This is a genomic window from Loigolactobacillus coryniformis subsp. coryniformis KCTC 3167 = DSM 20001 (assembly GCF_002706425.1).
Classification (GTDB): Bacteria; Bacillota; Bacilli; order Lactobacillales; family Lactobacillaceae; genus Loigolactobacillus; species Loigolactobacillus coryniformis.
The window spans coordinates 2,173,224-2,198,633 of the sequence record NZ_CP017713.1 but is presented as its reverse complement, the minus strand read 5'-3'; the positions used below and the strand labels follow the sequence as shown (position 1 = coordinate 2,198,633).

At 43.4% G+C, this 25,410-nt stretch carries 20 protein-coding genes and 1 pseudogene; all 21 read left to right on the top strand.

What is annotated here, in order from left to right; genetic code table 11:
• Window positions 1-9: 9 nt before the first annotated feature.
• Window positions 10-1,230, top strand: coding sequence for an acyltransferase (locus LC20001_RS10870; RefSeq protein ID WP_010009005.1), 1,221 nt, complete (start codon window positions 10-12; stop codon window positions 1,228-1,230).
• The gene (locus LC20001_RS10865) at window positions 1,187-2,716 is read left to right on the top strand and encodes an AMP-binding protein (RefSeq protein ID WP_010009006.1); all 1,530 of its coding nucleotides are present in this window, start codon (window positions 1,187-1,189) and stop codon (window positions 2,714-2,716) included. Before LC20001_RS10870 ends, LC20001_RS10865 begins: the two co-directional genes overlap by 44 nt.
• A gap of 51 nt (window positions 2,717-2,767) precedes the next feature.
• Window positions 2,768-3,732: pseudogene (locus LC20001_RS10860) on the top strand (aliphatic sulfonate ABC transporter substrate-binding protein).
• 139 nt (window positions 3,733-3,871) lie between these two features.
• A complete protein-coding gene (locus tag LC20001_RS10855; RefSeq protein WP_010009007.1) occupies window positions 3,872-4,837 on the top strand; it encodes an aliphatic sulfonate ABC transporter substrate-binding protein in 966 nt (321 codons plus the stop codon).
• 269 nt (window positions 4,838-5,106) lie between these two features.
• Window positions 5,107-6,579: a daptomycin-sensing surface protein LiaX gene (gene liaX / locus LC20001_RS10850; protein WP_010009008.1), complete on the top strand. Its 1,473-nt coding sequence runs from the start codon at window positions 5,107-5,109 to the stop codon at window positions 6,577-6,579.
• An 87-nt stretch (window positions 6,580-6,666) separates the two neighbouring features.
• Window positions 6,667-6,930: a PspC domain-containing protein gene (locus tag LC20001_RS10845; RefSeq protein ID WP_010009009.1), complete on the top strand. Its 264-nt coding sequence runs from the start codon at window positions 6,667-6,669 to the stop codon at window positions 6,928-6,930.
• Window positions 6,930-7,214, top strand: coding sequence for a hypothetical protein (locus LC20001_RS10840; RefSeq protein WP_010009014.1), 285 nt, complete (start codon window positions 6,930-6,932; stop codon window positions 7,212-7,214). The genes LC20001_RS10845 and LC20001_RS10840 overlap by 1 nt, the downstream gene beginning before the upstream one ends.
• Entirely contained in the window at window positions 7,214-7,561 is a 348-nt protein-coding gene (locus LC20001_RS10835; RefSeq protein ID WP_010009015.1) for a phage holin family protein, read from the top strand. Before LC20001_RS10840 ends, LC20001_RS10835 begins: the two co-directional genes overlap by 1 nt.
• 125 nt (window positions 7,562-7,686) lie before the next feature.
• Entirely contained in the window at window positions 7,687-8,133 is a 447-nt protein-coding gene (locus LC20001_RS10830; RefSeq protein WP_010009016.1) for a MarR family winged helix-turn-helix transcriptional regulator, read from the top strand.
• The gene (locus tag LC20001_RS10825; RefSeq protein WP_010009017.1) at window positions 8,126-9,310 is read left to right on the top strand and encodes an MFS transporter; all 1,185 of its coding nucleotides are present in this window, start codon (window positions 8,126-8,128) and stop codon (window positions 9,308-9,310) included. The genes LC20001_RS10830 and LC20001_RS10825 overlap by 8 nt, the downstream gene beginning before the upstream one ends.
• Before the next feature lie 281 nt (window positions 9,311-9,591).
• The gene (hprK, locus tag LC20001_RS10820) at window positions 9,592-10,626 is read left to right on the top strand and encodes an HPr(Ser) kinase/phosphatase (RefSeq protein WP_003679023.1); all 1,035 of its coding nucleotides are present in this window, start codon (window positions 9,592-9,594) and stop codon (window positions 10,624-10,626) included.
• Window positions 10,626-11,483, top strand: coding sequence for a prolipoprotein diacylglyceryl transferase (gene lgt, locus LC20001_RS10815; RefSeq protein ID WP_003679021.1), 858 nt, complete (start codon window positions 10,626-10,628; stop codon window positions 11,481-11,483). The genes hprK and lgt overlap by 1 nt, the downstream gene beginning before the upstream one ends.
• A 39-nt stretch (window positions 11,484-11,522) precedes the next feature.
• Window positions 11,523-12,536 (top strand): NAD(P)H-dependent glycerol-3-phosphate dehydrogenase, encoded by a 1,014-nt coding sequence (locus LC20001_RS10810; RefSeq protein ID WP_010009020.1) that lies wholly within the window; start codon window positions 11,523-11,525, stop codon window positions 12,534-12,536.
• A gap of 309 nt (window positions 12,537-12,845) precedes the next feature.
• Window positions 12,846-13,253: a tetratricopeptide repeat protein gene (locus LC20001_RS10805; protein WP_003679017.1), complete on the top strand. Its 408-nt coding sequence runs from the start codon at window positions 12,846-12,848 to the stop codon at window positions 13,251-13,253.
• Window positions 13,254-13,652: 399 nt separating this feature from the next.
• Window positions 13,653-14,606, top strand: a complete 954-nt coding sequence (gene trxB / locus LC20001_RS10800) for a thioredoxin-disulfide reductase (protein WP_010009022.1) — start codon at window positions 13,653-13,655, stop codon at window positions 14,604-14,606.
• A gap of 234 nt (window positions 14,607-14,840) precedes the next feature.
• A complete protein-coding gene (locus tag LC20001_RS10795; protein WP_010009023.1) occupies window positions 14,841-16,565 on the top strand; it encodes a phospho-sugar mutase in 1,725 nt (574 codons plus the stop codon).
• 163 nt (window positions 16,566-16,728) lie between these two features.
• Window positions 16,729-17,364 (top strand): HD domain-containing protein, encoded by a 636-nt coding sequence (locus LC20001_RS10790; protein ID WP_010009024.1) that lies wholly within the window; start codon window positions 16,729-16,731, stop codon window positions 17,362-17,364.
• A gap of 248 nt (window positions 17,365-17,612) precedes the next feature.
• On the top strand, window positions 17,613-19,619 hold the full coding sequence (gene uvrB, locus LC20001_RS10785) for an excinuclease ABC subunit UvrB (RefSeq protein WP_003679009.1): 2,007 nt from the start codon (window positions 17,613-17,615) through the stop codon (window positions 19,617-19,619).
• Window positions 19,620-19,705: 86 nt separating this feature from the next.
• A complete protein-coding gene (uvrA, locus tag LC20001_RS10780; protein ID WP_003679007.1) occupies window positions 19,706-22,561 on the top strand; it encodes an excinuclease ABC subunit UvrA in 2,856 nt (951 codons plus the stop codon).
• Window positions 22,562-22,771: 210 nt separating this feature from the next.
• On the top strand, window positions 22,772-23,992 hold the full coding sequence (locus LC20001_RS10775; protein WP_010009026.1) for an argininosuccinate synthase: 1,221 nt from the start codon (window positions 22,772-22,774) through the stop codon (window positions 23,990-23,992).
• 3 nt (window positions 23,993-23,995) lie between these two features.
• The gene (gene argH, locus LC20001_RS10770; RefSeq protein WP_010009027.1) at window positions 23,996-25,378 is read left to right on the top strand and encodes an argininosuccinate lyase; all 1,383 of its coding nucleotides are present in this window, start codon (window positions 23,996-23,998) and stop codon (window positions 25,376-25,378) included.
• Window positions 25,379-25,410: the final 32 nt, after the last annotated feature.

Here is a 25,410-nt window from a genome sequence, read left to right as displayed (position 1 = left end):
AAGGTGAAGATGCTGACAAATACACAAACAACACCAAAGAAAAAACGCCCCTACCTTTATGAAGTTGATTTAATGCGGATCTTCTTTATTTTCGGCGTTTTACTCAATCATACGACCACAACCTTTGCCGCCCAGATGGCGAACAGTGGTTGGCCGCATCTGTTATTGAACAGTACGCATTTGATGATCCACTTTACGCGAATGGGCTTTATGTTCATGACTGGCTTAGTGTTAACGTTAAATTACTATCACCGCAATAGCTGGTCCAGCTTTTTTAAGAAGCGCTTTGCGGGCTCCGGCTGGCCATACCTGCTTTGGAATTTAGTTTTGATGGTTTTTGCCACCTTACTGCTACTGCCAGGTTTTTCTTGGGCCAACTTCGGCTCGACTTATCTCAGCGCAATCCTGCACGGGGATCAATTCTACATGTACTATATTTTAGTGACGTTACAACTTTATCTGCTGTTCTCATTGATCGTTAAACTATTTAAACACTGGTCTCACGCACACAATCGCATCTTGTTGATCAGTTTTCTAATTCAATTAGGTTTAATGTTTGCCATTAAATACGGATTGCCCCACGTGGATCGCAGCAATTGGCTTTGGTGGTTCCGCGCTTACGGTGTCAATGTGTTCACGTACCAGTTCTACTTTATCTTCGGTGCGTACACCTCCTTACATTATCAGGAAGTCAATGATTTCATCCAGCGCCACATCAAGCCGATCGCGGCCGTTACGCTCACGCTAGGCCTAGGTACCATTGCTTATTATGCTTGGAACCGTGGTATTCTCGGTTTGACTCACACCGCCGCCGTTTCGCCGCACCAACCGTATATGCTGGTTTATGACAGTTTAATGATCGTTTTTGTTTTTTGGATCGGTAAATGTTATGCCTACTGGCGGCAGTATGGCATCTGGAATTGGTTTGAAAAATTCGTTCGCAACGGCGCCAAGGTTTCCTTCGGCATTTATTTGGATCAGACGATCGGCTTAACCATTTTAAGCGGGTTGCTCAGTCTGATCAATATTCCCGATTGGGCGCTGCTGTTATTGATCCCGCTCGGCTATATCTTTGTGATCGCCATTTCGTTTGGCATCGCTTGGTTCTGTTACCGCGTCGCACCGTTCGGCATTCTGATTGGGCGGCCGCAAGTACATCTGTTTAAGAAGAAAGGAATGGTGCTGCATGACCACACTAACAAAGCTATTATCACAACAACTGAAAAATAATTTAAATGAACCGCTAATTAAAGATGAAAACTTAGGCACTTGGTTTACCGGTCAGGACTTACAGGCCGATGTGACCCGCTTGCATGACGCCTTTGTCGCCAATAAATTAGGTTACGGTGATCAATTGTTGGTTTGTTTGCCGAACTCGGCGGTTTTCCCAGTGATCAATCAAGCAGCGTGGGAATTAGGTATTATCGTCCACCCAATTTCACCGTCAACGCCGATCGCTGAATTACGAGCTGATTGGCAGGAACGCCACTATGTTGGTATTTTATTGGCGCCGGCGTTAGCGGCTGAATTGACCGAAGCCCCATTTGCGGCGGCAACGCTGCACTTACACACCGTACCGGAGCTGCCTTTCTTAGTCGATACTAAGCAGTTGGCGGGGCGGTTGCTAGCCAGCACGCAGGTGCCCCAGGAAGATGATCTCGGCTTGATCCTGAACACATCCGGGACCACCGGCAAACCGAAACGCGTTGGCTTGACCCACGCGATGTTAGTCAATGCGGCACGCAACGATATTGTCAGCAATCATATGACCGCGGACGATGTGGCGATGATCACGATGCCGATGTTCCATACCAATGCCCAAGTCATGTCGACGTTATCGACCCGCTTAGCTGGCGGTAAAATTTTAGTCACACCCAAATTCAGTGCCAGCAAGTTTTGGCAACAAGTTAAGGATAACGGCGTTACTTGGGTCTCCGTGGTCCCAACAATCATTACGTTCTTATTATTAAATGACAATGCCAATGCCGTTTATCGCGCCAACGCTGCAGATATTCATCTGCGCTATGTGCGTTCATCTTCATTTGCTTTACCAGAAGACAAATTGCGTGCCTTCCAAGATAATTTCGATACCTTAGTCATCGAAGGCTACGGTATGACCGAAGCGGCTAGTCAATGCACGATCAACCCATTTGATGCGCCGAAGATCGGTTCCGCCGGCAAAGCCTTTGGCACTGACTTGAGCATTTTAGTTGATGGTGAATTCACTACAGAACCGAACGTACTTGGCGAGATCGTCATTAAAGGCGACCACGTGATCACCCAATATATGGATCCGAATTCCGATTCATTTAAAGACGGTTGGTTCTTGACCGGCGATCTCGGTTACTTGGATGAAGACGGCTATCTGTTTGTTAAAGGGCGCAGCAAGGAAATCATCAGTCGCGGCGGCGAAAAAGTGGCCCCAGAGGCAGTTGAAAATGTGTTGAACGAGCTAGACTTTATTGAACAATTATCCGTGATCGGTATGCCCGATGACTTATATGGTGAAGAAGTGACTGCAGTCGTGATCAGCACAACACCAGGCTTAAATGAAGCTGCCCAGCGGCAAGCACTGTTTGCTTATGCGCAAGCGCATTTAGCTAAATACGAAACACCGACCCGGGTCGAGTTCGTCCGTGAATTTCCACGGAATACCACCGGTAAGGTTTTGCGACCGCAATTGCGCGACCAATTATTGACCGTCGCCGCTAGATAGTTTAATAAAGGAAGGAGTAGGGGCGTTAAATAAGGTTGTCCCAAGTAGAAGATGAAAAATCATAAATGGAAATTAGGCTTATTATTAGTCGCGCTGATTGCGTGGCTAGGGATCGCATTTTATGGTTATCAACAAACTGACACCAGCAGCAGTGATCTAGCCACCGTTACGGTTGGTTACCAAAAAGGTGACCCAGTGGATATTTCGCGGCAACGCGGAGAACTAGCTAAAAAAATGAAGACGAAAGGGTATAAAGTCGTCTTCAAAGAATTCTCCGATGGCACGGCGCTGATCACCGCCTTAAAATCGGGCAATATTGACTACGCCCGCTTAGGTGATACGCCGCCAGTAACGGCACAGGCCAGTGGGATGAATTTAGTTTATGTCGCGGCCGGTGCTTCCAAGGAAAATGGTTCAGGCATTTTAGTTAAGCAGAATTCGAGTATCAGCAGCTTGCAGGATTTGAAAGGCCAGCGGATCGCCTACACTAAAGGCACCTCGGCGCAATTCTTGATCATTCAAGCACTGAAAAAAGCAGGCTTAACGACAGATGACGTGACCTTAGTCAATATGGATCAATCGGCCGCCAGTGTCGTTTTGCCAAAGGGAAAGTCGATGCCTGGGTGACTTGGGATCCCTTTACTGCTACTGCCGAAGTGGAACAAAACGCTAAATTGTTAGTTGATGGCACTGGTTTATCGAAGAATCGTGATTTCGTGGTTTCCACCAGCAGCTACGCTAAAGCGCACACTACGGTCAGTAAATATCTGGTTTCCTATTTAGCTGACGATATGCAGTGGGCGACCAAGCACCAAAGCAAGCTGATCACGATGATGAGCAAAACGCTACATTTATCAAAAGCAGTGATCAAAAAACAAGTTAGCCGCCGCACCTTCTCGATGGGCAAAGTGACTAATGCAATCGTTGAAGAACAACAAAAAATCGCGGATGTTTTCTATAACGCTGGCTTGATCGATAAAAAAATCAAGGTTAAAGATGCGTTAGTGGATCAGTAGTGCAAGGGGGAGTTGTGACATAAGTCATTTATGTCCAACTCTTTCTTTGCACTTTCGAACAATATTGTTAAAGTGTGTGCCATAAGGCAGCTTTATGGCACACACTCTTTTTAATAAAAATCAATGGCAGGAGTCACTCATGAAAAAACACAAATGGCAAGTCAGTCTACTTTTTATCGCATTATTAGCATGGTTAGGAATCGCTTTTTACGGTTACCGGCAAACCGATACCAGCAGTAGTGCGCTCACCACCGTTACCATTGGCTATCAAAAAGCGGATCCGGTGGATATCGCGCGGCAACGGGGGCAGTTGGTCAAAAAAATGCAGGCGAAAGGCTATAAAGTCGTTTTTAAAGAATTTTCTGATGGCACGGCGCTACTGACAGCCTTGCAAGCTGGAGATATTGATTATGCTCGTGTTGGCGACACCCCGCCGGTCACTGCCCAAGCTAACGGAATCAAACTCGTTTATGTTGCTGCGGGAGCTGCCAAACCGAATGGCTCCGAAATCTTAGTTGGTCAGGATTTAGGAATCAAGCGCCTAGCTGATCTAAAAGGCAAGCGAATCGCGTATGCTAAAGGAACGTCGGCACAGTTTTTCATTATCCAAGCATTAAAAAAAGCCGGCTTGACAACTAGTGATGTGACCTTAGTCAATATGGATCAAGCAGCCGCCAGTGTGGCTTTTGCCAAAGGTAAAGTCGATGCTTGGGTGACTTGGGATCCGTATACCGCCACCGCCGAAGTCGAACAGCAGGCTAAAGTTTTGGTTAATGGGACTGGCTTAGTTAAAGACCGCGACTTCATGTTGTCAACGCGTAGCTATGCCAAAACACATACGACGGTGACAAATTATTTGACGACTTATATCAATGACGATATGCAGTGGGCGACTAAGCACCAAAATAAATTGATCGCCATGCTCAGTGAGACGCTGCATTTATCGAAAACAATTATTAAAAAGCAAGTCCAGCGGCGAACCTACACCATGGGCAAAGTGACTACAACGATGATTAAGGAACAACAAAAAATCGCGGATGTTTTCTATAACGCTGGCTTGATCGATAAAAAGATCAAGGTCAAAGACGCGTTAGTGGATCAGTAGGAGCAAAGATTGAAAAGCGTTACACTATAAGTGATTATGGTGTAACCTTTTTTGATTACCTTAGTCTTTTTCGAAGGTTTTCACGCCACTCTAACTCTAGCCGGTTATACAGTTCCACCAAATAGCTGAGCGTAAAATCCAACTTAGGTCCTATGCTTTTTTTCGCCAAGCAAGCCATAATAGAGTCATGGCAAAAGAAGTTGTTAATTGCCCTTAAACTTTGATTTTAAAATAATGAATTGCTTTAATAGCCCAAGGAGGACAATAACATGAATGAACGCGAACGAATTCTCGATTTAGTTAAACAAGGCGTCATCTCAACTGAAGAAGCCTTGATGCTGCTGGAAAACTTGGCGCAAGATAAAAATACGGCTGAACAACACTCAACGACAAAAACACAGACAGAACGTCAATCAACTGAAACGACGACGGCCGCTGAAAAAGAAACTACTGATAACACCGCAGCTTTAGCTGAATTACAAGATCAGATCAAAGAGGTTGATGCGCAATTAAAGGACGCTCAACACGAATTGAAGGCGCAGCAGGAACATTTGCAAGTGCTAGACACGATGGAAGACCTTGAGACTTTATCGGCGGATAAATTAGCTGAACGCGATCGCACCAAAGAAACTATTGGTAAAACGGAAAGTCAGATCGCCGTGCTCAATGATGAAAAAACAGCTTTGCAAAAGCAAGTCGCTGAATTGCATAAAGCTCAACGTGATCATTATAAAGAACGTTTAGCGGATAAATTGAATTTAGGCGATGACTGGAAAGATACCGCCACTGACACGCTGAACCAAGTCGGAGAAAAAGTCGGCGATGCCGGTAGTCAGTTAGGCAAGTTCATTAAGAACACGGCGCAAACAATTATGGAAAACGTGGATTGGAAAGAAGTTAACATCCGCGTTCCTGGTATTGCAACAACTAAATTTGATCATGATTTTGTTTATGAAAATGCCAGCGCCACGATTTTAGACGTGAAGGTGGCTAATGGTGACGTTAACTTTAAGACTTGGGATAGTCCTGATATCAAAGTTAGCGCACATGTAAAGTTATTTGGTAAAATGGAATCAGATAGTCCGTTGGAAAACTTCTTGCAACGTAGTGAGTTAGCTAATACGGCCGACACATTAACGTTCAAAGTGCCAAACAAGCGGATCCAGGCCGATTTGACTTTCTACTTGCCAGAACGGACTTACGATCACACAACAATCAAGCTATTGAATGGTAATGTGACTTTAGAGGGCTTTGAAGGCGACGACTTGTTCATTAAGGGTACCAATGGTCAGCTCACTTTCAGTAGTGTCAACGCCTCAATGCTTGAGGTTGAAGGAATCAATGGTAACATTAAAGTCAGCGGTGGTCGGCTGATCGATGCCTTGGTCAATACTGTCAATGGTGAGGTGCGTTTCGTCAGCAACGTTGAATCGGCGGAATTGACAACGGTCAACGGTGACGTTAAAGCAACGATCACGGAAAACACGTTGACTAAACTAGTTGCCAGCTCAGTTAATGGTAACGTGAAAGTCGCGGTACCGACTGAATTAGCTATTTCCGGTAAAAGTAAGACCCGTTTTGGGGCAATCAAATCACGCTTAAGCAATGTCGATGTCCTAAATGAGCGGCATAACACCGGTAACTCAGTGTATGACTTTGAACGTGATCTTGGGGACACACCAGCTAAATTAGAATTAAGCACCACCTCAGGTAATGTTTTATTAAAAGATACGCAGGAATAAACGCGCTGCCGAATCGCTTACTAGTGTTTGTAAACACGTTAGATAAATCGGCACGCTAAATAATTTATCTTATAGGGAGCGATAAAAATGGCAGAAAAACGTTTATATAAATCAGATCGACACGTCATCAGTGGGGTGTTGGGCGGTATTTCCGAATATTTTAACATCGATCCAACTTGGGTTCGAGTTATCTACGCCGCAGTTACGTTATTTACAGTTGGTTTCCCAGGGGTCGTTTTATACGCGATTTTAGCATTAGTGATTCCTAGTCGGCCTAAACACCCAGACTATCTAGCACAGGATAGTACTGAGCAACAAAGTACTAAAGATAGTGATTGGAGTGATTTCTAATGCCGTTTCTGTTTTTTCTCTTTTTCAGTCCAATATTGATTCTGTTAATGGTCGTTTTGTTATTCACATTGCGCATATTGGCGGTTCCATTATTGATTTTATTTTTCATTTTGATGTTCACGCGACGGCGCCAGCATTATAGTCGTAGTCAGTGGACCCAACAGCAACAATGGCAACATTATGGTCGGTCAGAATACCATCAGCATCACCACGACCAACGCCAAAAGCAACGTAAAAATGCCCGCGACGTTAAGGTGCAAGATGATGACTGGAGTGACTTTTAATGGGTTTTTGGAAACGAGTTCTCGTTAATGCGCTGATTTTCTTAGCACTAGCTGGCTTTTTTCCACACTTGATCTATGTTTCAAGTATCTGGATGGCGCTAGGCGCGAGTTTAATACTTGGTGTGCTTAATGCGCTGATCAAGCCGATCTTAATGATTTTATCCTTACCGATCACGATTCTGACACTAGGCTTGTTCAGTGTTGTGATCAATGCGGTGATGTTACAATTAACAGCGTTGTTTGTAGGTAGTGGCTTTGCCTTTAGCGGCTTCGGTGCATCGATTTTAACGGCGATCATCATCTCGGTGGTCAACGCAATCGTTAGTGACCGTTTTGCCCGCGATTAATGTAAATTACGGCGATCGATTCGATAAATGAATCGATCGTTTTTTTTATTGTTAGAAACTGAAGTTGTTTTATCATAATATTTAGGCTTATAATGTATATACATTATAAGAAAGAAGTGTTGTTGATGACAGTCGAACAACCAACGTTTATGCAAAACTGTTTGTACTTTACTGCCAATCGCTTGATGCGTGATTTGGAGCAATTGGCAGCGACGTGTTTTGCGCCAACTAATTTGGCGCCCACATATACTTATTTGGTCTTAATGATCGAGGCTAATCCAGGAATTTCGATGACTGAACTTGCGTCAGCATTTGACTATGAGCAATCGACGTTATCACGTTTGATCCGAAAAATAGCAACACGGGGCTGGTTACGTAAGCAGCGTCAAGGTCATCAAACACGACTTTATTTAACGGCTACGGCCGGCCAAATTGTACCAACGATGCAGCAGGCTTTGGCGGATTTTCGTGACCGTTCTGATCAATTAATGGGTGGTCGACCAGAAAAATTGAAGGTTGCACATGCAATGGTGCAAGCGAGTCAACGTGCAAAGGCGGTGGCTTATGACTAAACGACATTGGTATCCGTTGATTTTATTGATTGGTTTTTTGGCTTTATTGGTTTCAGCTAGTGTACGCGCCTTACCAGCTACTTTTGTCTTACCATGGCAGCAAAGTTTTGGTTGGAGTCGAGGAACTGAATCGGCGGTCATTGCGACTGGTACTTTATTATTTGGCTTGATCGGCCCTTTTTCAGCGGCTTTTCTACAACGTTATGGTGCACGCAAAGTTGGTAGTATCGTCTTATTGATTTTAGTGGCAGTTACGGCGGCTTTACCACTGATGCAACAAGTATGGCAGGCTGAATTATTAGTCGGTTTGTTATCGGGAACGATGACTGGGATGATCGCTGATGTTTATGGTATTTATATCGCGAATAATTGGTTCAGCAAAAATCATGGTTTAGTGCTGGGTCTATTTACTGCCAGTTCATCAGTTGGCCAGCTGATCGTTTTGCCGATTTTTACCATGTTGATTGCACAACATGGTTGGCGTTTTACTGCATTGGTGGTGGCTGGCTGCGTTTTAGTAGTATTTTTTGCTAATTTATTCTTGATGCGCGACTATCCCAAACAAGTGGGGTTACCGGTTTTAGGTGAAACTAAATTAAGAACTCCGCAATATCCGGCACTTAACTTGCGTAGTGTGCTGATGCAGCCGCTACAGGCTTTACATATGGCACTTAAAAGTAAAATCTTTTGGTTATTGGCCTTGCCATTTTTTGTATGTGGCGCATCAACTTCCGGGCTGATCGGAGTACATTTTATTGCGGCGGGGCATGATTATGGGATGAACGCCATTCATGCAGCTAATGTGTTAGCCGTGATGGGTGTTTTTGATATCATCGGCTCATTATTAGCCGGCTGGTTAACGGAAAGAATTGATTCCCGGTTGATTTTGGCGTTTACCTATGGCGTACGCGGTATTGCTTTATTTCTACTACCGGTAGCTTTTCATCAAGGGGGCTTAGTGCTGATTTTATACGCCGTTTTATTTGGTCTCAGTTGGAACGCTACAGTTTCACCGACAATCAAATTGATCAGTGCCAATTTTGGCTTGCATCGTTCAGGTATTTTATTTGGTTGGGTATTTGTGGGCCATCAAATTGGCGGGGCCTTGATGGCCTATGTTAGCGGTGTAGTCCATGACAGCATTCACAGTTATGCATGGCCGGTTTTGTGTGTTTGATCGCCACCTTATTTAGTGATCACAGTTCCACAGCCAGAATTAAATGCTTAGTCCAATGTCATTGTCACGACTAATTTTAGTTGTTGGCAATGACCTTTTTTGTATCAAATATTGATGTAACTGCCGCTGAAAATGACCTTTCCATAAGAATGGGTGCGCTATCGTATGCTAAATGTTAAAATATAAAACAAGAGTATGATCTTGTATTGTGAATCATGTAATCAAAATAAACGACGATGCTAACTAAGACGTCGCTATTGATAAGATAGGAGCAAGGCCTAATGGTGCAAAGTGTCAAAGTAAGCGAATTGGTAACACGCGCTAATTTAGAGGTTTATGCTGGTGCAGAATATTTAAAGCAACGGCAGATCACCGTCAGTGATATTTCTCGACCAGGTCTAGAATTGACTGGCTATTTCAATTATTATCCGCACGATCGGATCCAGTTATTCGGGCGAACGGAAATTTCATTTGCGAAAAAGATGATGCCGGAAGAGCGGCTGATGATCTTCCGCAAAATGTGTGGTGAGGATACGCCAGCATTTATCGTTTCGCGGTCATTGCCGGTCCCAACAGAAATGTTGCAGGCTGCTAAAGAAGCGGGCATTCCTGTGTTAGGGTCCAAATTGGCGACAACGCGGCTATCCAGCTTGATGACCGATTATTTAGAAGGTCGCTTGGCTGAACGGCGCTCACTGCATGGGGTGTTAGTTGATATTTATGGTATCGGAGTGCTGATCACTGGCGATTCCGGTGTCGGTAAAAGTGAAACTGCGTTGGAATTAGTTAAGCGCGGGCACCGGCTGATCGCGGATGATCGGGTAGAAGTCTACGAGCAAGATGAACAAACATTGATCGGTGAAGCGCCGGCCATTTTGCGCCATTTACTAGAAATTCGTGGTATCGGTATTATTGATGTGATGAATTTATTTGGTGCGGGAGCAGTCCGCAGTGACACGCCGATCCAAGTAGTCATGCATTTGGAGACATGGACTGCGGATAAGAATTTTGATCGGCTCGGCAATGGCGAAGAGACGATGCAGATTTTTGACGTGACGTTGCCTAAAATCACGATCCCAGTTAAAATTGGGCGTAACCTAGCAATCATTATTGAAGTTGCGGCGATGAATTATCGGGCGAAGACAATGGGCTATGATGCGACTAAAACGTTTGAATCCAACCTAAACCAATTAATTCAAGAGAATACATTAGAAGATGAAGCAGCTGAGGCAGCACATAAAACGACGAATGATGCTTTACCGAATACACCGACAGAGAAGGACAAGGATCAGGATAAGGATGGTGGCCAAGCTTGATGCCAACACCTTTAATTGCGGCGTTAAATCCGATTGCACTACGTCTAGGACCGCTAGAGGTTCATTGGTATGGTGTGATCATTGCGACTGGGGTCGTGCTGGCGGTAATCTTGGCGATGCGCGAAGCTGAACGCCGGCAGGTTTCCACTGATGATCTGTTCGATATGATTTTGTGGGCGTTACCGTTTGCCTTGATTGGCGCACGTCTCTACTATGTGGTGTTTGAATGGCCGTATTATGCGGCGCATCCTAGTGAGATCATTGCTATTTGGCATGGTGGGATGGCAATTTATGGTAGTTTGATCGCAGCGGCAATTGTGGTGCTCATTTTTTGTCGGCGGCGTCAATTACCAGTCTGGCTTGTCCTCGATATTGCTGCGCCAACGGTTTTGCTTGGTCAAGGAATTGGTCGCTGGGGTAACTTCATGAATCAGGAAGCTTTTGGTGCGAAAACGACGCTACATTTTTTGCAGCAACTGCACTTACCTGATTTTATCGTGCAGCAAATGTACATCGGCGGTGCATATCGACAACCGACTTTCTTGTATGAATCCTTGTGGGATCTACTGGGTGTTGTTGTGTTGTTAAGTATTCGCCACCGCAAGCATTGGTTTAAACAGGGCGAGGTTTTCTTAGCCTATATGGCGTGGTACGCCTTTGGCCGCTTCTTTATTGAAGGCATGCGTACTGACAGCCTTATGCTATTTGGCGGTCTTCGGGTCTCGCAATTACTATCAGCTGTTTTGGTTATTGCTGCAATCGGATTATGGTTGTGGCGTCGCTATTATCAGCCACTTTTGCCGGATTATTTAGCAGGCAATCAGTTAGCTTCAGCACAACGTGCAACTAAAAAGTAAGCAAATACCTTAATTGATGGAAAAGGAAGATTTTTTTAAATGAAGAGAATTGCAGTTTTAGGTGCTGGTTCATGGGGCACTGTTTTGGCGAATTTATTGTTGAAAAATGGACATGAAGTCACGCTTTGGACACATAAGCCGGCACAGGCCGCGGAAATCACGCAGCAACACACCAATCAGCATTATTTACCTGATTTTGTTTTGGAACCAGAACTAACGGCGACAGCGGATTTAAAAACTGCTTTGGTTGGTGCTGATGTGGTTCTGTTTGTTGTTCCAACGAATGCAACCCGCGAAGTAGCTAAAAAAGTCGTTGCCGGTTTAACTGAATTACAACAACGACCAATTATCGTACATGCTAGTAAAGGGTTGGAGCAGCAAACTCATAAGCGTCTATCCGAAGTTTTAGCGGAAGAAATGCCAGATGCCACACGACAGGCGATTGTTGTCCTTTCTGGTCCCAGTCATGCTGAAGATGTCGCTGCTGGGGATATTACCTCGTTGACGGCTGCTTCTAATGATTTAGCTGCGGCCGAAACGATCCAGCAACTCTTTATGAATGATTATTTCCGCGTTTATACGAACACCGACGTTATCGGTGTTGAAATGGGCGCAGCCTTAAAAAATGTAATTGCGATCGGTGCTGGTGCTTTACATGGTTTAGGTTATGGTGATAACACGAAGGCAGCTTTGATGACCCGGGGGTTAGCAGAAATCAGTCGCTTAGGAGTGGCTTTTGGCGCTGAGCCATTGACGTTTATCGGTTTATCAGGCGTTGGTGATTTAATCGTCACTTGTACCAGTGTCCATTCGCGGAATTGGCGCGCTGGCAACCAGTTAGGTCAAGGTGAATCTTTGGCTGCCGTATTGAAAAATATGGGTATGGTCGTTGAAGGCGTGGCAACTACTAAAGCTGCTTACGAGTTAGCACAACAAAAGCATGTTGATATGCCAATCACAACTGCAATTTATCATGTTTTGTATGAGCAAAAAGATATTGGTACTGAGATTGCTACGTTAATGAAACGCGCAGGTAAAATGGAATTGGCTTAGTTCAACCAACAACGGGAAGCAAGTGCTGTTTAACAATTAAACATTAAATCTGCTATTTGCCAAAAAGTGTTGTCGAAAACAAGTGACAGTATTTTTTCAACCATGTCTAGACTAAATGAGTGGTAAAATCTGTTTTTTAAACACAGCCTAAGTTTGGTGGCGCACGTTGCGCCGATCGAACTGAAACGCTTTTTTTGGCATTATCTAAGAAATCAATGAGAAATTTTCTAAGTGTTAGTTGTGATATTTAATGCTATAATCAATGTACTTTCAACGGATGAATGCATTTAAAGGGGGAGACAAAACGCCATGGGTGAAGTTATTTCGTTTCTACCATCGTGCGAGTTTTATTTTAATTTAGGCATGACTGCTTTTTCGAAAAGCAATTACAAGAAGGCAATTACGTATTTGGAACGTGCACAGACACTAGCACATACCGATGATGATTATGTATTTGCTAACTGCCAATTGGCAATCTGCCTACAATATGATAATCGTTATAATGAAGCGATTCAGCGTTTGGAAAAGCTGAATTTGCATTATGGTGAGCATCACCCAGAAATTCAATATTTCTTAGCTAACTGCTATGCCTTTATGAATGAGTTCAAGCGCAGTTTAGAATATGTCAAAGGTTACTTAGCTAGCGGACAGCAAGAATTTAAGCACGAAGCAACGGATCTATTATCCCAGTTGCACCATGAACAAGGTAACTTCTAACTAAAAGTAAGCAGAACGCTAGACTTTCCGAAAATCTCAGCGTATGATGAGAACATAGATTTGTAAGAGCGATGTTGTCTACAGCATGGTTTTGCCACAAGAACGGACATTGTTCATGAACGCAATAGGTAGTAGCTTTTACTAATTATTTACCTTAATTGTGAAGTAGAGCCATGCTTCAACTTAGCGGACTTTGCTTTAGTTGAATGGACATCGTCCGGAACATTGGGAATAATTAGTGGTCTTTGCTAATTATTTACCTTAATTGTGGAGTAGAGCCATGTTTCAACTTAGCGGACTTTGCTTTAGTTGAATGGACATCGCCCGAAACATCAGAAATAATTAGTGGTTTTTACTAATTATTTACCTTAATTGTGGAGTAGAGACGGAGGAATGAGAATGACGAAACAGGCAGATGTTGTTGTGATCGGTGCTGGTCCTGGTGGTTTGACCGCAGCTTTATACGCATCACGGTCAAACCTTTCAGTGATCATCCTTGATCGCGGTATTTATGGTGGTCAGATGAATAACACCGCTGAAATTGAAAACTATCCTGGCTTTAAGTCAATTTTAGGTCCCGATTTAGCGCAGAATATGTATGATGGCGCGACACAATTTGGCGCAGAATACGTTTACGGGAACGTGACTAATGTTGAAGACCAGGGTGAATATAAATTGATTCACACCGATGATGGTGATTACCAAGCCAAAGCAGTGGTTATCGCAACTGGTGCGGATCATCGTAAATTAGGTGTACCTGGCGAACAAGAATATAGTGGCCGTGGTGTTTCGTACTGTGCCGTATGTGACGGTGCATTCTTTAAGAATCGTGAAGTTGCTGTTATTGGCGGTGGCGATTCTGCGGTTGAAGAAGGCCTATATTTAGCCCAATTAGCTTCTAAGGTAACAATTATTCATCGGCGTGACCAATTACGCGCGCAAAAGATTATTCAACAGCGTGCTTTTGACAACGACAAGATTGAATTTGTTTGGAATGCCAATACGGAAGAAGTCCTTGGCGACGAACAAAAGGTGACTGGCGTTCGTTACACAGATAAAGTTACTGGTGAAGAACATGTTCTTCCTGCTAGTGGTGCCTTTATCTACGTTGGAATCGACGCTTTGACTGACGGTTTCCAAAATTTAAACATTTTAGACGAAAAAGGTTGGGTTGTTACTGACGAACATATGCGTACTGCAGTACCTGGCATTTTTGCCATTGGCGATGTACGTCAAAAAGATCTACGTCAGATTACAACGGCTGTTGGTGATGGTGGCGTTGCTGGACAACAAGCCTTTAACTATATTCAAGAATTAGATGATAAAGTGAAACATGAAGCATCCGTAAAATAAAAATAGGTAGTGGCAGAATGAGAATTCTGCTACTACTTTTTTGCACTTTTTTGACCTAAGCCGTTTTCATGGAAACATTGTTCAAATAAGATTGGCTTAATCATTCCCACTTAATCTTTGGACTAGACCAATAACTGGTATATGAAAATTTGATTAAGTCGACTTAAGTTAGTTTAGTGAAGCGCTGTCGTTTGTAGTATACTATTGATGAATAACTGTGAGGAGATGAAGCGATTGGCATGGCAAGATACATATCAAACTTGGGTAGCTTATCCTGAGTTAGATGCTGATTTGAAAAAAGAATTAACAGGAACCACTGATCAAGAACAATTAGAGGATGCATTTTACGCACCAATGGAATTTGGCACGGCAGGAATGCGTGGTGTGATGGGGCCTGGTATCAATCGGATGAACATTTATACGATTCGCCAAGCAACTGAAGGCTTAGCCCTATTTATGGATACGTTGGACGCGGCAACTAAACAACGTGGTGTCGCAATCAGTTTTGATTCACGGTATAATTCCGAATTATTTGCCCACGAAGCAGCACGGGTTTTAGGTGCACATAAGATCCCAAGCTTTGTCTTCGATGGTTTACGGCCAACCCCAGAATTATCCTTTGCGGTCCGGCACTTGGAAACTTATGCGGGTATCATGATCACAGCAAGTCACAATCCTAAACAATATAACGGTTATAAAATTTACGGTCCTGATGGCGGCCAAATGCCACCTAAGGAAGCCGATTTGATTACCAGTTATGTGCGTAAAGCTGCCGATTTATTTGGCATTGCGGTCGTTGATGAGCACGATTTGCGGACAGCAAAATTAATGACGATGATCGGGGAAGATGTTGATGAAGCTTATTTAGCTAACATCAAAAAAGTTACGATCAATCAGGATTTAGTTGATGAAATCGGACCCAAATTAAAATTAGTTTACTCACCATTGCATGGTACTGGGAAAATGTTAGGTGCACAAGCCTTGCGGAACGCTGGCTTTACGCAATTTAAGTTAGTCGCTAAACAGGCGATCGCTGATCCAGAATTTCCAACGGTACCGTTCCCTAATCCAGAATTTCCACAGGCCTTTGATATGGCAATCGAATTGGGTAAGCGGGAAAATGCGGATATTTTGGTAGCCACTGATCCTGACGCTGATCGTTTAGGTACCGCGGTGCGCCAACCAGATGGCGAGTATCGTTTATTAAACGGTAATCAGATTGCAGCATTGATGTTGGATTACATTTTACGTGCTAACCAAAATGCCGGCACTTTACCGGCTAATGCGGTGGCAATCAAGTCGATCGTTTCAACGGAATTAGCAACGCAAATTGCGCATAATTATAATGTTGAAATGCTAGACGTTCTAACTGGCTTCAAGTTTATTGGTGAAAAGATCAAGCAATACGAGCAAGATCACAGTCATACTTACATGTTTGGCTTTGAAGAAAGTTATGGTTCATTGATTCGACCATTCGTACGTGATAAGGATGCAATTCAAGGCTTACTTTTGTTGGCTGAAATTGCGGCTTATTACCAAAAACAAGGTAAGACATTGTATGATGGCTTGCAAGACTTATTCAAGAAGTATGGTTATTATGCTGAAAAGACAGTTTCTCAAACCTTTGATGGTATTAGTGGTGCCGATAAGATGGCTAAATTAATGACGAAGTTCCGCGAAGAACAACCAGCAGAATTTAATGGCGTTAAAATCAGTGCAGTGGAAGACTTTGCTCAACAGACGAAGACTTATGCTGATGGTCATCAAGAAAAAATGGCGTTGCCAACATCTAATGTATTGAAGTACTTGTTAGCAGATGAAACTTGGATCGCTATTCGGCCTTCAGGAACTGAACCAAAAATTAAGTTCTACGTTGGTACGATTGGAACTAGTGAAGCAGATGTAGCAACTAAATTAGATGCATTCGAAAATGCTTTAAATGAATTTGCTGCTGAGTAAAGTAGTGAGAGCTTGACCCTTTGTGGTCAGGCTCTTTTTTGGATATATTTATGCGCTAGATCAATTCATATTAATAGGTTACCAGTCAAAGCCAAATACTTGTCAGGTCGGATAAAAGTCGTTAGAATGGTAACAATTTAATCTAAACGGGAGCGTGAGCAGAATGGGAATGCATCAGTATTTACAGAGCTTAAGTAATTTAGAGACGATTCATCGGGCACCGGGTTATTTTAAGTACGAAGAACACTCGGTGGCGGCACATTCGTTTAAGGTAACACAAATTGCCCAGATACTCGGCGACATTGAGGAAAATGCAGGTCAAACTGTTAATTGGCGGGCGCTGTATGAAAAAGCGCTGAATCACGACTATACTGAGCGCTTTATTGGTGATATCAAAACGCCAGTAAAATACGCAACGCCCACCCTACGGCAAATGTTAGCAGATGTTGATGCTAATTTAACTGAAACTTTTATTCAAAATGAATTACCAGCAGAATTTCAAGCAGCATACCGGCGTCGGTTGAGTGAAGGCAAGGATGATACGCTGGAAGGTCGCATTTTATCAGTTGCGGATAAAGTCGATTTATTATATGAATCTTTCGGTGAAATTCAAAAAGGTAATCCAGAATCAGTTTATACTGAAATTTATCGTGAAAGTCTGCGTACGATCGTCGCCTTTGCTGATATGGTCAGCGTTCAGTATTTCTTTAAGGAAATTTTACCAGATCTGTTGGCGGAGAACTTCACTAATCAAGAGGAATTGCGCCGTATTACGCAACAGATCACGGCTGAGAAATAATCAGCTTAACTAGTGGCGAAAATATGTTCGCTATGCTAAAATTGAACCAGTAAATTAACCGGGTTGGGAGCTGCTTCCAGCCTTTTTCGTTTGGCACATATTGGGTGCCTAGTATATACGATTATGTTTCAGTTTGGCGTTTTTTTGTTAAGAAACTAACCTAATTTAAGTAAGATAGAGCCGTGTTTCAACTAGGCGGTTTTGGCTAGAAAACTAACCTATTTAAGTGAGATAGAGGGGGCTAACTTTTGATTCAACGTGAAGCACATCGTGATTTTGATTTGGTTTCGCCTTATCAGCCAGCTGGTGATCAGCCAACTGCGATCGCACAACTGACCAAGGGCATTGAAGCTGGGACAAAAGCCCAGATTTTACTTGGGGCGACTGGTACTGGTAAAACTTTTACTATGAGTGAAGTAATTAAAAATGTAAATAAGCCAACCTTGATTTTGGCCCATAACAAAACGTTGGCGGGTCAGCTTTATGGTGAATTTAAACAATTTTTCCCACACAATGCGGTGGAATACTTTGTTAGTTATTATGATTATTATCAACCAGAAGCTTATGTACCATCCAGTGATACTTATATCGAAAAGGATTCTAGTATCAACGATGAGATCGATAAGCTACGGCATTCGGCAACTAGTTCGCTATTAGAACGTGATGATGTGATCGTGGTAGCTTCAGTATCGAGTATTTTTGGTTTAGGTGATCCCAAAGAATATGCAGATCATGTCTTATCGATTCGTGTTGGTCAAGAATTGGAACGCAATGAACTATTGCGTCAGTTAGTTAGTATTCAATTTGAACGTAATGATATTGATTTTCAGCGTGGTCGTTTCCGGGTGCGTGGTGATGTGATCGAAATTTTCCCAGCTTCACGGGATGAGCGTGCGCTGCGGGTTGAATTCTTTGGTGATGAGATCGATCGAATTCGTGAAGTTGATGCTTTGACGGGTGAAGTGTTGGGCGACCGTGATCATGTCGCAATTTTTCCGGCAACACATTTTATGACTAATGAGGATCAAATGGATCATGCTATTGACGGTATTGCGGCAGAACTAAAAACGCGGTTAGCGGAATTGAAAGATCAACATAAGCTACTGGAGGCACAACGCTTAGAGCAACGAACTAATTACGACATCGAAATGATGCGTGAGATGGGTTATACTTCAGGAATCGAAAATTATTCGCGGCACATGGACGGTCGTAAGCCGGGTGAACCGCCGTACACCTTGATCGACTTTTTCCCGAAGGACTTTTTGATCATGGTTGATGAATCACATGTGACTATGCCGCAAGTTCGTGGTATGTACAATGGTGATCGGGCACGAAAACAGATGTTAGTCGATTATGGTTTCCGGTTACCTAGTGCATTGGATAATCGGCCATTGACTTTACAAGAATTTGAGCAACATGTTAATCAAATCGTTTATGTTTCGGCAACACCAGGGCCATATGAATATGAACAAACAGATCAGGTTGCGGAGCAAATTATTCGGCCAACTGGTTTGTTGGATCCTAAGATCGAAGTGCGGCCAATTATGGGCCAGATCGATGATTTAGTTGGCGAGATCAATTTGCGGATCGAGCGTCACGAGCGGACGTTTATCACTACTTTAACTAAGAAAATGGCGGAAGATCTGACTGATTACTTGAAAGAGTTAGGCATTAAGGTTCGTTATTTGCACAGTGACATTAAAACTTTGGAACGGACACAGATTATTCGCGATTTGCGCTTAGGTAAATTCGACGTGTTAGTCGGCATTAATTTGTTGCGTGAAGGGATCGATGTGCCGGAAGTTTCCTTGATCGCCATTTTAGATGCGGATAAGGAAGGCTTCTTGCGTAGTGAACGTTCATTGATTCAGACGATTGGCCGGGCATCACGGAATGTTGATGGTACGGTAATTATGTATGCTGATAACGTCACGGATTCAATGCAAGGTGCCATCGATGAAACTGCGCGGCGGCGGTCAATACAGGAAGCTTATAACGAGAAGCATCACATTACACCGCGGACAATCAAGAAAGAGATCCGTGATTTAATTTCACCGGTGAAATCAGTTCCTGTCGATGAGCATAATAGTGAAGCAATTGCTGAAACCGACTTTGCGGATATGACCAAGAAAGAGCAGAAGGCAATGATCGGACGTTTAGAAGAGCAGATGCGGACTGCAGCTAAGAGTCTCGAGTTTGAGCAGGCAGCGACATTACGCGATACGATTTTAGAATTAAAAGCGGAAATCGAATAAGTCGCACTACGTTTTTTGGAAACTGAATAGTGGAAACGTGATTAAAAAAGTAGCTTATTTAATCACTCTGAGTAGGAGGAACTTTTTTGGCAAACGATAAAATCGTGATTCATGGGGCGCGGGCCCATAATTTAAAAGATATTGATGTGACGATTCCGCGCGATAAATTAGTGGTGGTCACTGGGCTGTCTGGGTCAGGTAAAAGTTCATTGGCGTTTGATACATTATACGCTGAAGGGCAACGACGTTATGTCGAAAGCTTATCGGCCTATGCACGTCAATTTTTAGGCCAAATGGACAAGCCGGATGTGGATTCCATCGATGGGTTAAGTCCGGCGATCTCGATCGACCAGAAAACAACTTCGAAGAATCCACGTTCGACGGTGGGGACAGTTACTGAAATCAATGATTATCTGCGTTTGTTATGGGCGCGGGTCGGGCACCCGATCTGTCCCAACGATGGAACTGAGATCAGCAGCCAAACGGTTGAACAAATGGTCAACCGGGTTTTAGCCTTACCTGAAGGAACCCGGCTACAAGTTATGTCGCCAATCATTCGTGCTAAGAAGGGTCAACACAAAAAGGTGTTGCAACGAATTCAAAAAGAAGGTTATGTCCGCGTTCGTATTGATGGCGACGTTCAGGATATCAGCGACGAAATTGAATTAGATAAGAATAAAAAACACGACATCGATATCGTGATCGATCGGATCATTGTCAAAGACAGTGCGCGTTCACGTTTATTTGACTCGTTCGAATCAGCGTTAAGACTGTCCGATGGTTATGCGACAGCAGATATTATTGGCGGCGAACCAATTCTATTCTCAGAACATTATGCCTGTCCTTACTGTGGCTTCACGATTGGCGAGTTAGAACCACGTCTATTTTCATTTAACGCACCATTTGGGGCTTGTCCAGAATGTGATGGCTTGGGAATGAAATTAGAAGTTGATACTGATTTGGTGATCCCTGATCCCAGTATGACGCTGCGTGATGGCGCTTTAGCACCATGGAATCCAATCTCATCTCAGTATTATCCACAATTGCTGGAGCAGGCAGCAACGGCTTTTGATATTGATATGGATACACCGTTTGAAAAACTATCAGCTGAACAACGGCAGACGATTCTTTATGGCGCCGGCGACCAAACCTTCCATTTTCACTATGAAAATGATTTTGGCGGTATTCGTGATGTTGATGCTACTTTTGAAGGGGTTATTAACAACGTTGCGCGGCGTTATCGTGAAACCAATAGTGATTTCACCCGGACGCAAATGCGCCAATACATGACTGAATTAACTTGTCCCGTTTGTCATGGCTATCGGTTGAATCCGCAAGCTTTAGCAGTTAAGGTCAATGGTGAACATATCGCCGAAGTCTCAGATTATGCGATCAACGACTCGTTGGCGTTTTTTAAGCAGCTAAAGTTAACTGAAAAAGAAAATACGATCGCTAAACCAATTTTAAAGGAAGTCACCGATCGGTTAACTTTCCTGAAAAATGTTGGCTTGGATTATTTGAATTTAAGTCGCTCAGCCGGTACCTTATCTGGTGGTGAAGCACAACGGATCCGCTTGGCAACTCAAATCGGCTCTAACTTATCTGGTGTGTTGTATATTTTGGATGAACCATCGATTGGCTTGCATCAACGCGACAACGATCGTTTGATCACGTCATTGAAGTCAATGCGTGATCTCGGCAACACCTTGATCGTGGTCGAGCATGATGAGGACACGATGCGCGCAGCTGATTATTTGATTGATATTGGTCCTGGTGCTGGTGAAAATGGTGGCCGCGTAATGGCAGCGGGGACACCAGCTGAGGTGGAGGCTAACGAGCATTCATTGACTGGCCAATATTTATCGGGCGAAAAATATATTCCGTTACCAGAGAAGCGGCGTAAAGGCAATGGTAAGAAAATTCGCATTACAGGCGCTAGCGAGCACAACTTGAAGAATATTACCGTTGATTTTCCTTTGGGTAAATTTATTGTGGTAACTGGGGTGTCGGGCTCTGGTAAGTCGACGCTGGTCAACAGTATCTTGAAACGTGTTTTGGCGCAAAAGCTGAATCGCAATAAGCAGAAGCCAGGTAAATATAAGTCGGTTGCTGGGGTCAAAAATATCGATAAGATCGTCGACATTGATCAGAGTCCAATTGGGCGGACGCCACGGAGTAATCCAGCCACTTATACTAGTGTTTTTGACGATATTCGTGATTTGTTTGCCCAGACCAACGAAGCGAAGATTCACGGCTATAAAAAGAATCGATTCAGTTTTAATGTTAAAGGCGGTCGTTGTGAAGCCTGCAAAGGTGACGGCATTATTAAAATTGAAATGAATTTCTTACCGGATGTTTATGTGCCTTGTGAAGTTTGTCATGGCACGCGTTATAATTCAGAAACGTTGGAAGTTTTGTATAAAGGTTACAATATTTCCGATGTCCTGAATATGACGGTGATGCAGGCGTTGAAGTTATTTGAACCAATTCCTAAGATCCGCCGTAAGTTACAAACAATCGTTGATGTCGGCCTAGGCTATGTGACTCTTGGTCAGTCGGCTACGACTTTGTCCGGTGGTGAAGCACAACGGATGAAATTAGCCTCAGAATTACATCGGCGGCAGACTGGGAAGACGTTCTACATTTTGGATGAACCAACAACTGGGTTGCATACTGACGATATTAATCGGTTATTGACTGTGCTACATCGTTTAGTTGATGCCGGCAATACTGTTTTGATCATTGAACATAATTTAGACGTGATCAAAACGGCTGATTACTTGATCGATCTTGGTCCTGAAGGTGGCGCTGGTGGTGGCGAAGTTTTAGCAACTGGGACACCAGAGAAAATTGCAGCGACGCCAAACAGTTATACGGGTAAGTACCTTAAGCCAGTTTTAGAACGTGATAGTAAGCGGGCACGCTTTAAGGAACCAGAATAGAAATGAGAGTGAGCTGAAAATTTAGCTCACTTTTTTATTGCAGAAAAAAGGCTTAATATACACTTAAAAGCGAATATTTAAGTTATTTTTGAATAAATATCAAAAAATGTTGCATTTTTTTAAAAGGTGCGCTATGATGAATCCATTCAAATGATTAAAGAAAATTAATTAAGTTTAATGATAATTTAAATGTGTAAGGAGTGGCTTTAAATGGCAAATGAAAAAATTATTTTAGCGTATTCTGGTGGCTTGGATACTTCTGTTGCAATTCCTTGGTTGATCGAAAAAGGGTACGACGTGGTCGCAACTTGTATTAACGTGGGCGAAGTTGGCAAGGACATGGACTTCATCAAGGAAAAAGCCTTGAAGATCGGTGCAGTTGCTTCTTACACGTTAGATTGTCGTGAAGAGTTTGCCCAAGATTACGTCACCGTTGCTTTACAAGGCCACACCTTGTACGAAGGTGAATACCCATTGGTTTCTGCTTTGTCGCGGCCATTGATCGCTAAGAAATTAGTTGAAGTGGCCAAAAAAGAAGGCGCGACGGCTATCGCCCATGGTTGTACTGGTAAGGGGAACGATCAAGTACGGTTTGAAGTTGCGATTCGGGCTTTAGCACCAGAAATGAAGATCGAAGCACCTGTCCGTGATTGGAAATGGTCACGGGAAGAAGAAATTAATTACGCCAAAGACCATGATATTCCAGTACCAATTAAACTAGGCAGTCCTTACTCAATCGATCAAAATCTTTGGGGTCGGGCTAACGAAGCCGGCGTTTTGGAAGATCCTTGGGTCACACCACCAGCTGATGCTTATGATTTGACTAACGCAATTGAAGATACACCTGATGAAGCGGATAAAGTTGAGATCGAATTTAAACAAGGTGTGCCGGTTGCCTTGAACGGTGAAAAATTAGGTTTGGTTGATTTGATCGCTAAATTAGATAAAATTGCCGGCAAACATGGTATCGGTCGGATCGATCATATTGAAAACCGTTTGGTCGGTATCAAATCACGGGAAGTTTACGAAGCACCAGCTGCCGAAGTTCTGATCAAGGCGCATAAAGCTTTGGAAGATTTGACCTTTGAACGTGATTTAGCACATTTCAAGCCAACGATTGAATTACAATTGACGAACACCATTTATAATGGCTTGTGGTTCTCACCACTATTTAGTTCTTTATTGGCGTTCTTGAAGACGTCACAACAGGTTGTGACTGGTACGATCCGGGTTAAATTATTTAAAGGCAACGCAACTGTTGAAGGTCGGAAGTCACCATATTCGTTGTACGACAAAGATTTGGCAACTTACACTTCGTCAGATACATTCGATCATGTTTCCGCAGTTGGTTTCATCAAACTTTGGGGTCTACCAACACAAGTTTATACACAAGTGCAGGACAAAGTTAACGGCGAACAGGCAAAGGAGTAGTTTATGGCAGAAAATCATCAATTATGGGGCGGTCGTTTCACCGCAGAACCAAGTGAATACGTCCAAAGCTTTGGTGCATCGATCCATTTTGATCAAAAAATGGCGGCTGAGGATCTGCACGGCTCATTAGCACACGTTGCGATGTTGAAACACACCGGCATTTTAAAGGGCGACGAAGCTGATCAAATCACGGCTGGCTTGCACACTTTGCAGGAAAAATTAGCCGCCGGTGAATTGCATTTTACGATTGAAAATGAAGACATTCATTTAAATCTTGAAAGTCTGTTGACTGCGGAGATTGGGCCTGTAGCCGGTAAATTGCATACCGCACGGAGTCGGAACGATCAAGTTGCAACTGATATGCATTTATATTTAAAAAATCATTTGCACACGATTCTGCAATTAGTCGTTGAATTGCAGAAGGTCGTCGTGAATAAGGCAGATCAGCACGTGGAAACATTGATGCCGGGCTATACCCACATGCAGCATGCCCAACCGATCTCTTATGCCCATTATTTAATGGCCTATTATGAAATGTTGCAACGTGACTACAATCGCTTTGAATTTAACTTAAAGCACACCGATCGTTCGCCACTAGGGGCGGCAGCTTTAGCCGGGACAACATTTCCAATTGATCGTGAGTACAGCGCTGAGCAATTAGGTTTTACGGATGTCTACCAGAATAGTTTGGATGCGGTCAGCGACCGTGACTTTATTCTGGAGTTTCTCAGTAACTGTGCGCAATTGATGATGCACCTTTCTCGTTTCTGTGAAGAGATCATTCTGTGGGATACCCAAGAATTTCAGTATTTGGAGTTATCTGACACGTATTCTACTGGTAGTTCGATCATGCCGCAAAAGAAGAATCCAGATATGGCTGAGTTGATCCGGGGTAAAACCGGCCGTGTTTATGGTGATCTGATGGGCCTGTTGACCGTGATGAAAGGTTTACCGTTGGCGTATAACAAGGATTTCCAAGAAGACAAAGAAGGCATGTTCGACGCGGTCGATACGGTTGAACAATCGTTGACTGTTTTCCGGGGGATGCTGGATACTTTGACAGTAAAAACTGACAATTTGGCGCACGCTACTAGTCACGATTTTTCCAACGCGACTGAGTTAGCCGATTATTTGGCTAGCAAAGGGTTACCATTCCGGCAGGCACATGAGCTAGTCGGTGAGTTAGTTTTGAAATGTATTCAAGAACATAAATACTTGAAGGATGTTTCATTAGCCGATTATCAGGCATTGTCACCATTGATCGCGGTGGATGTTTATCAAGCACTAGATCCACGGACAGCCGTCGCGCGGCGTAATTCGCTGGGTGGTACTGGTTTTGATCAAATCAAAAAACAAATTGCAGCCGCGAAAGCTGCTTTGCAATAAGCTTTAATTAAACGTCACGCTTAAGTGGCGTT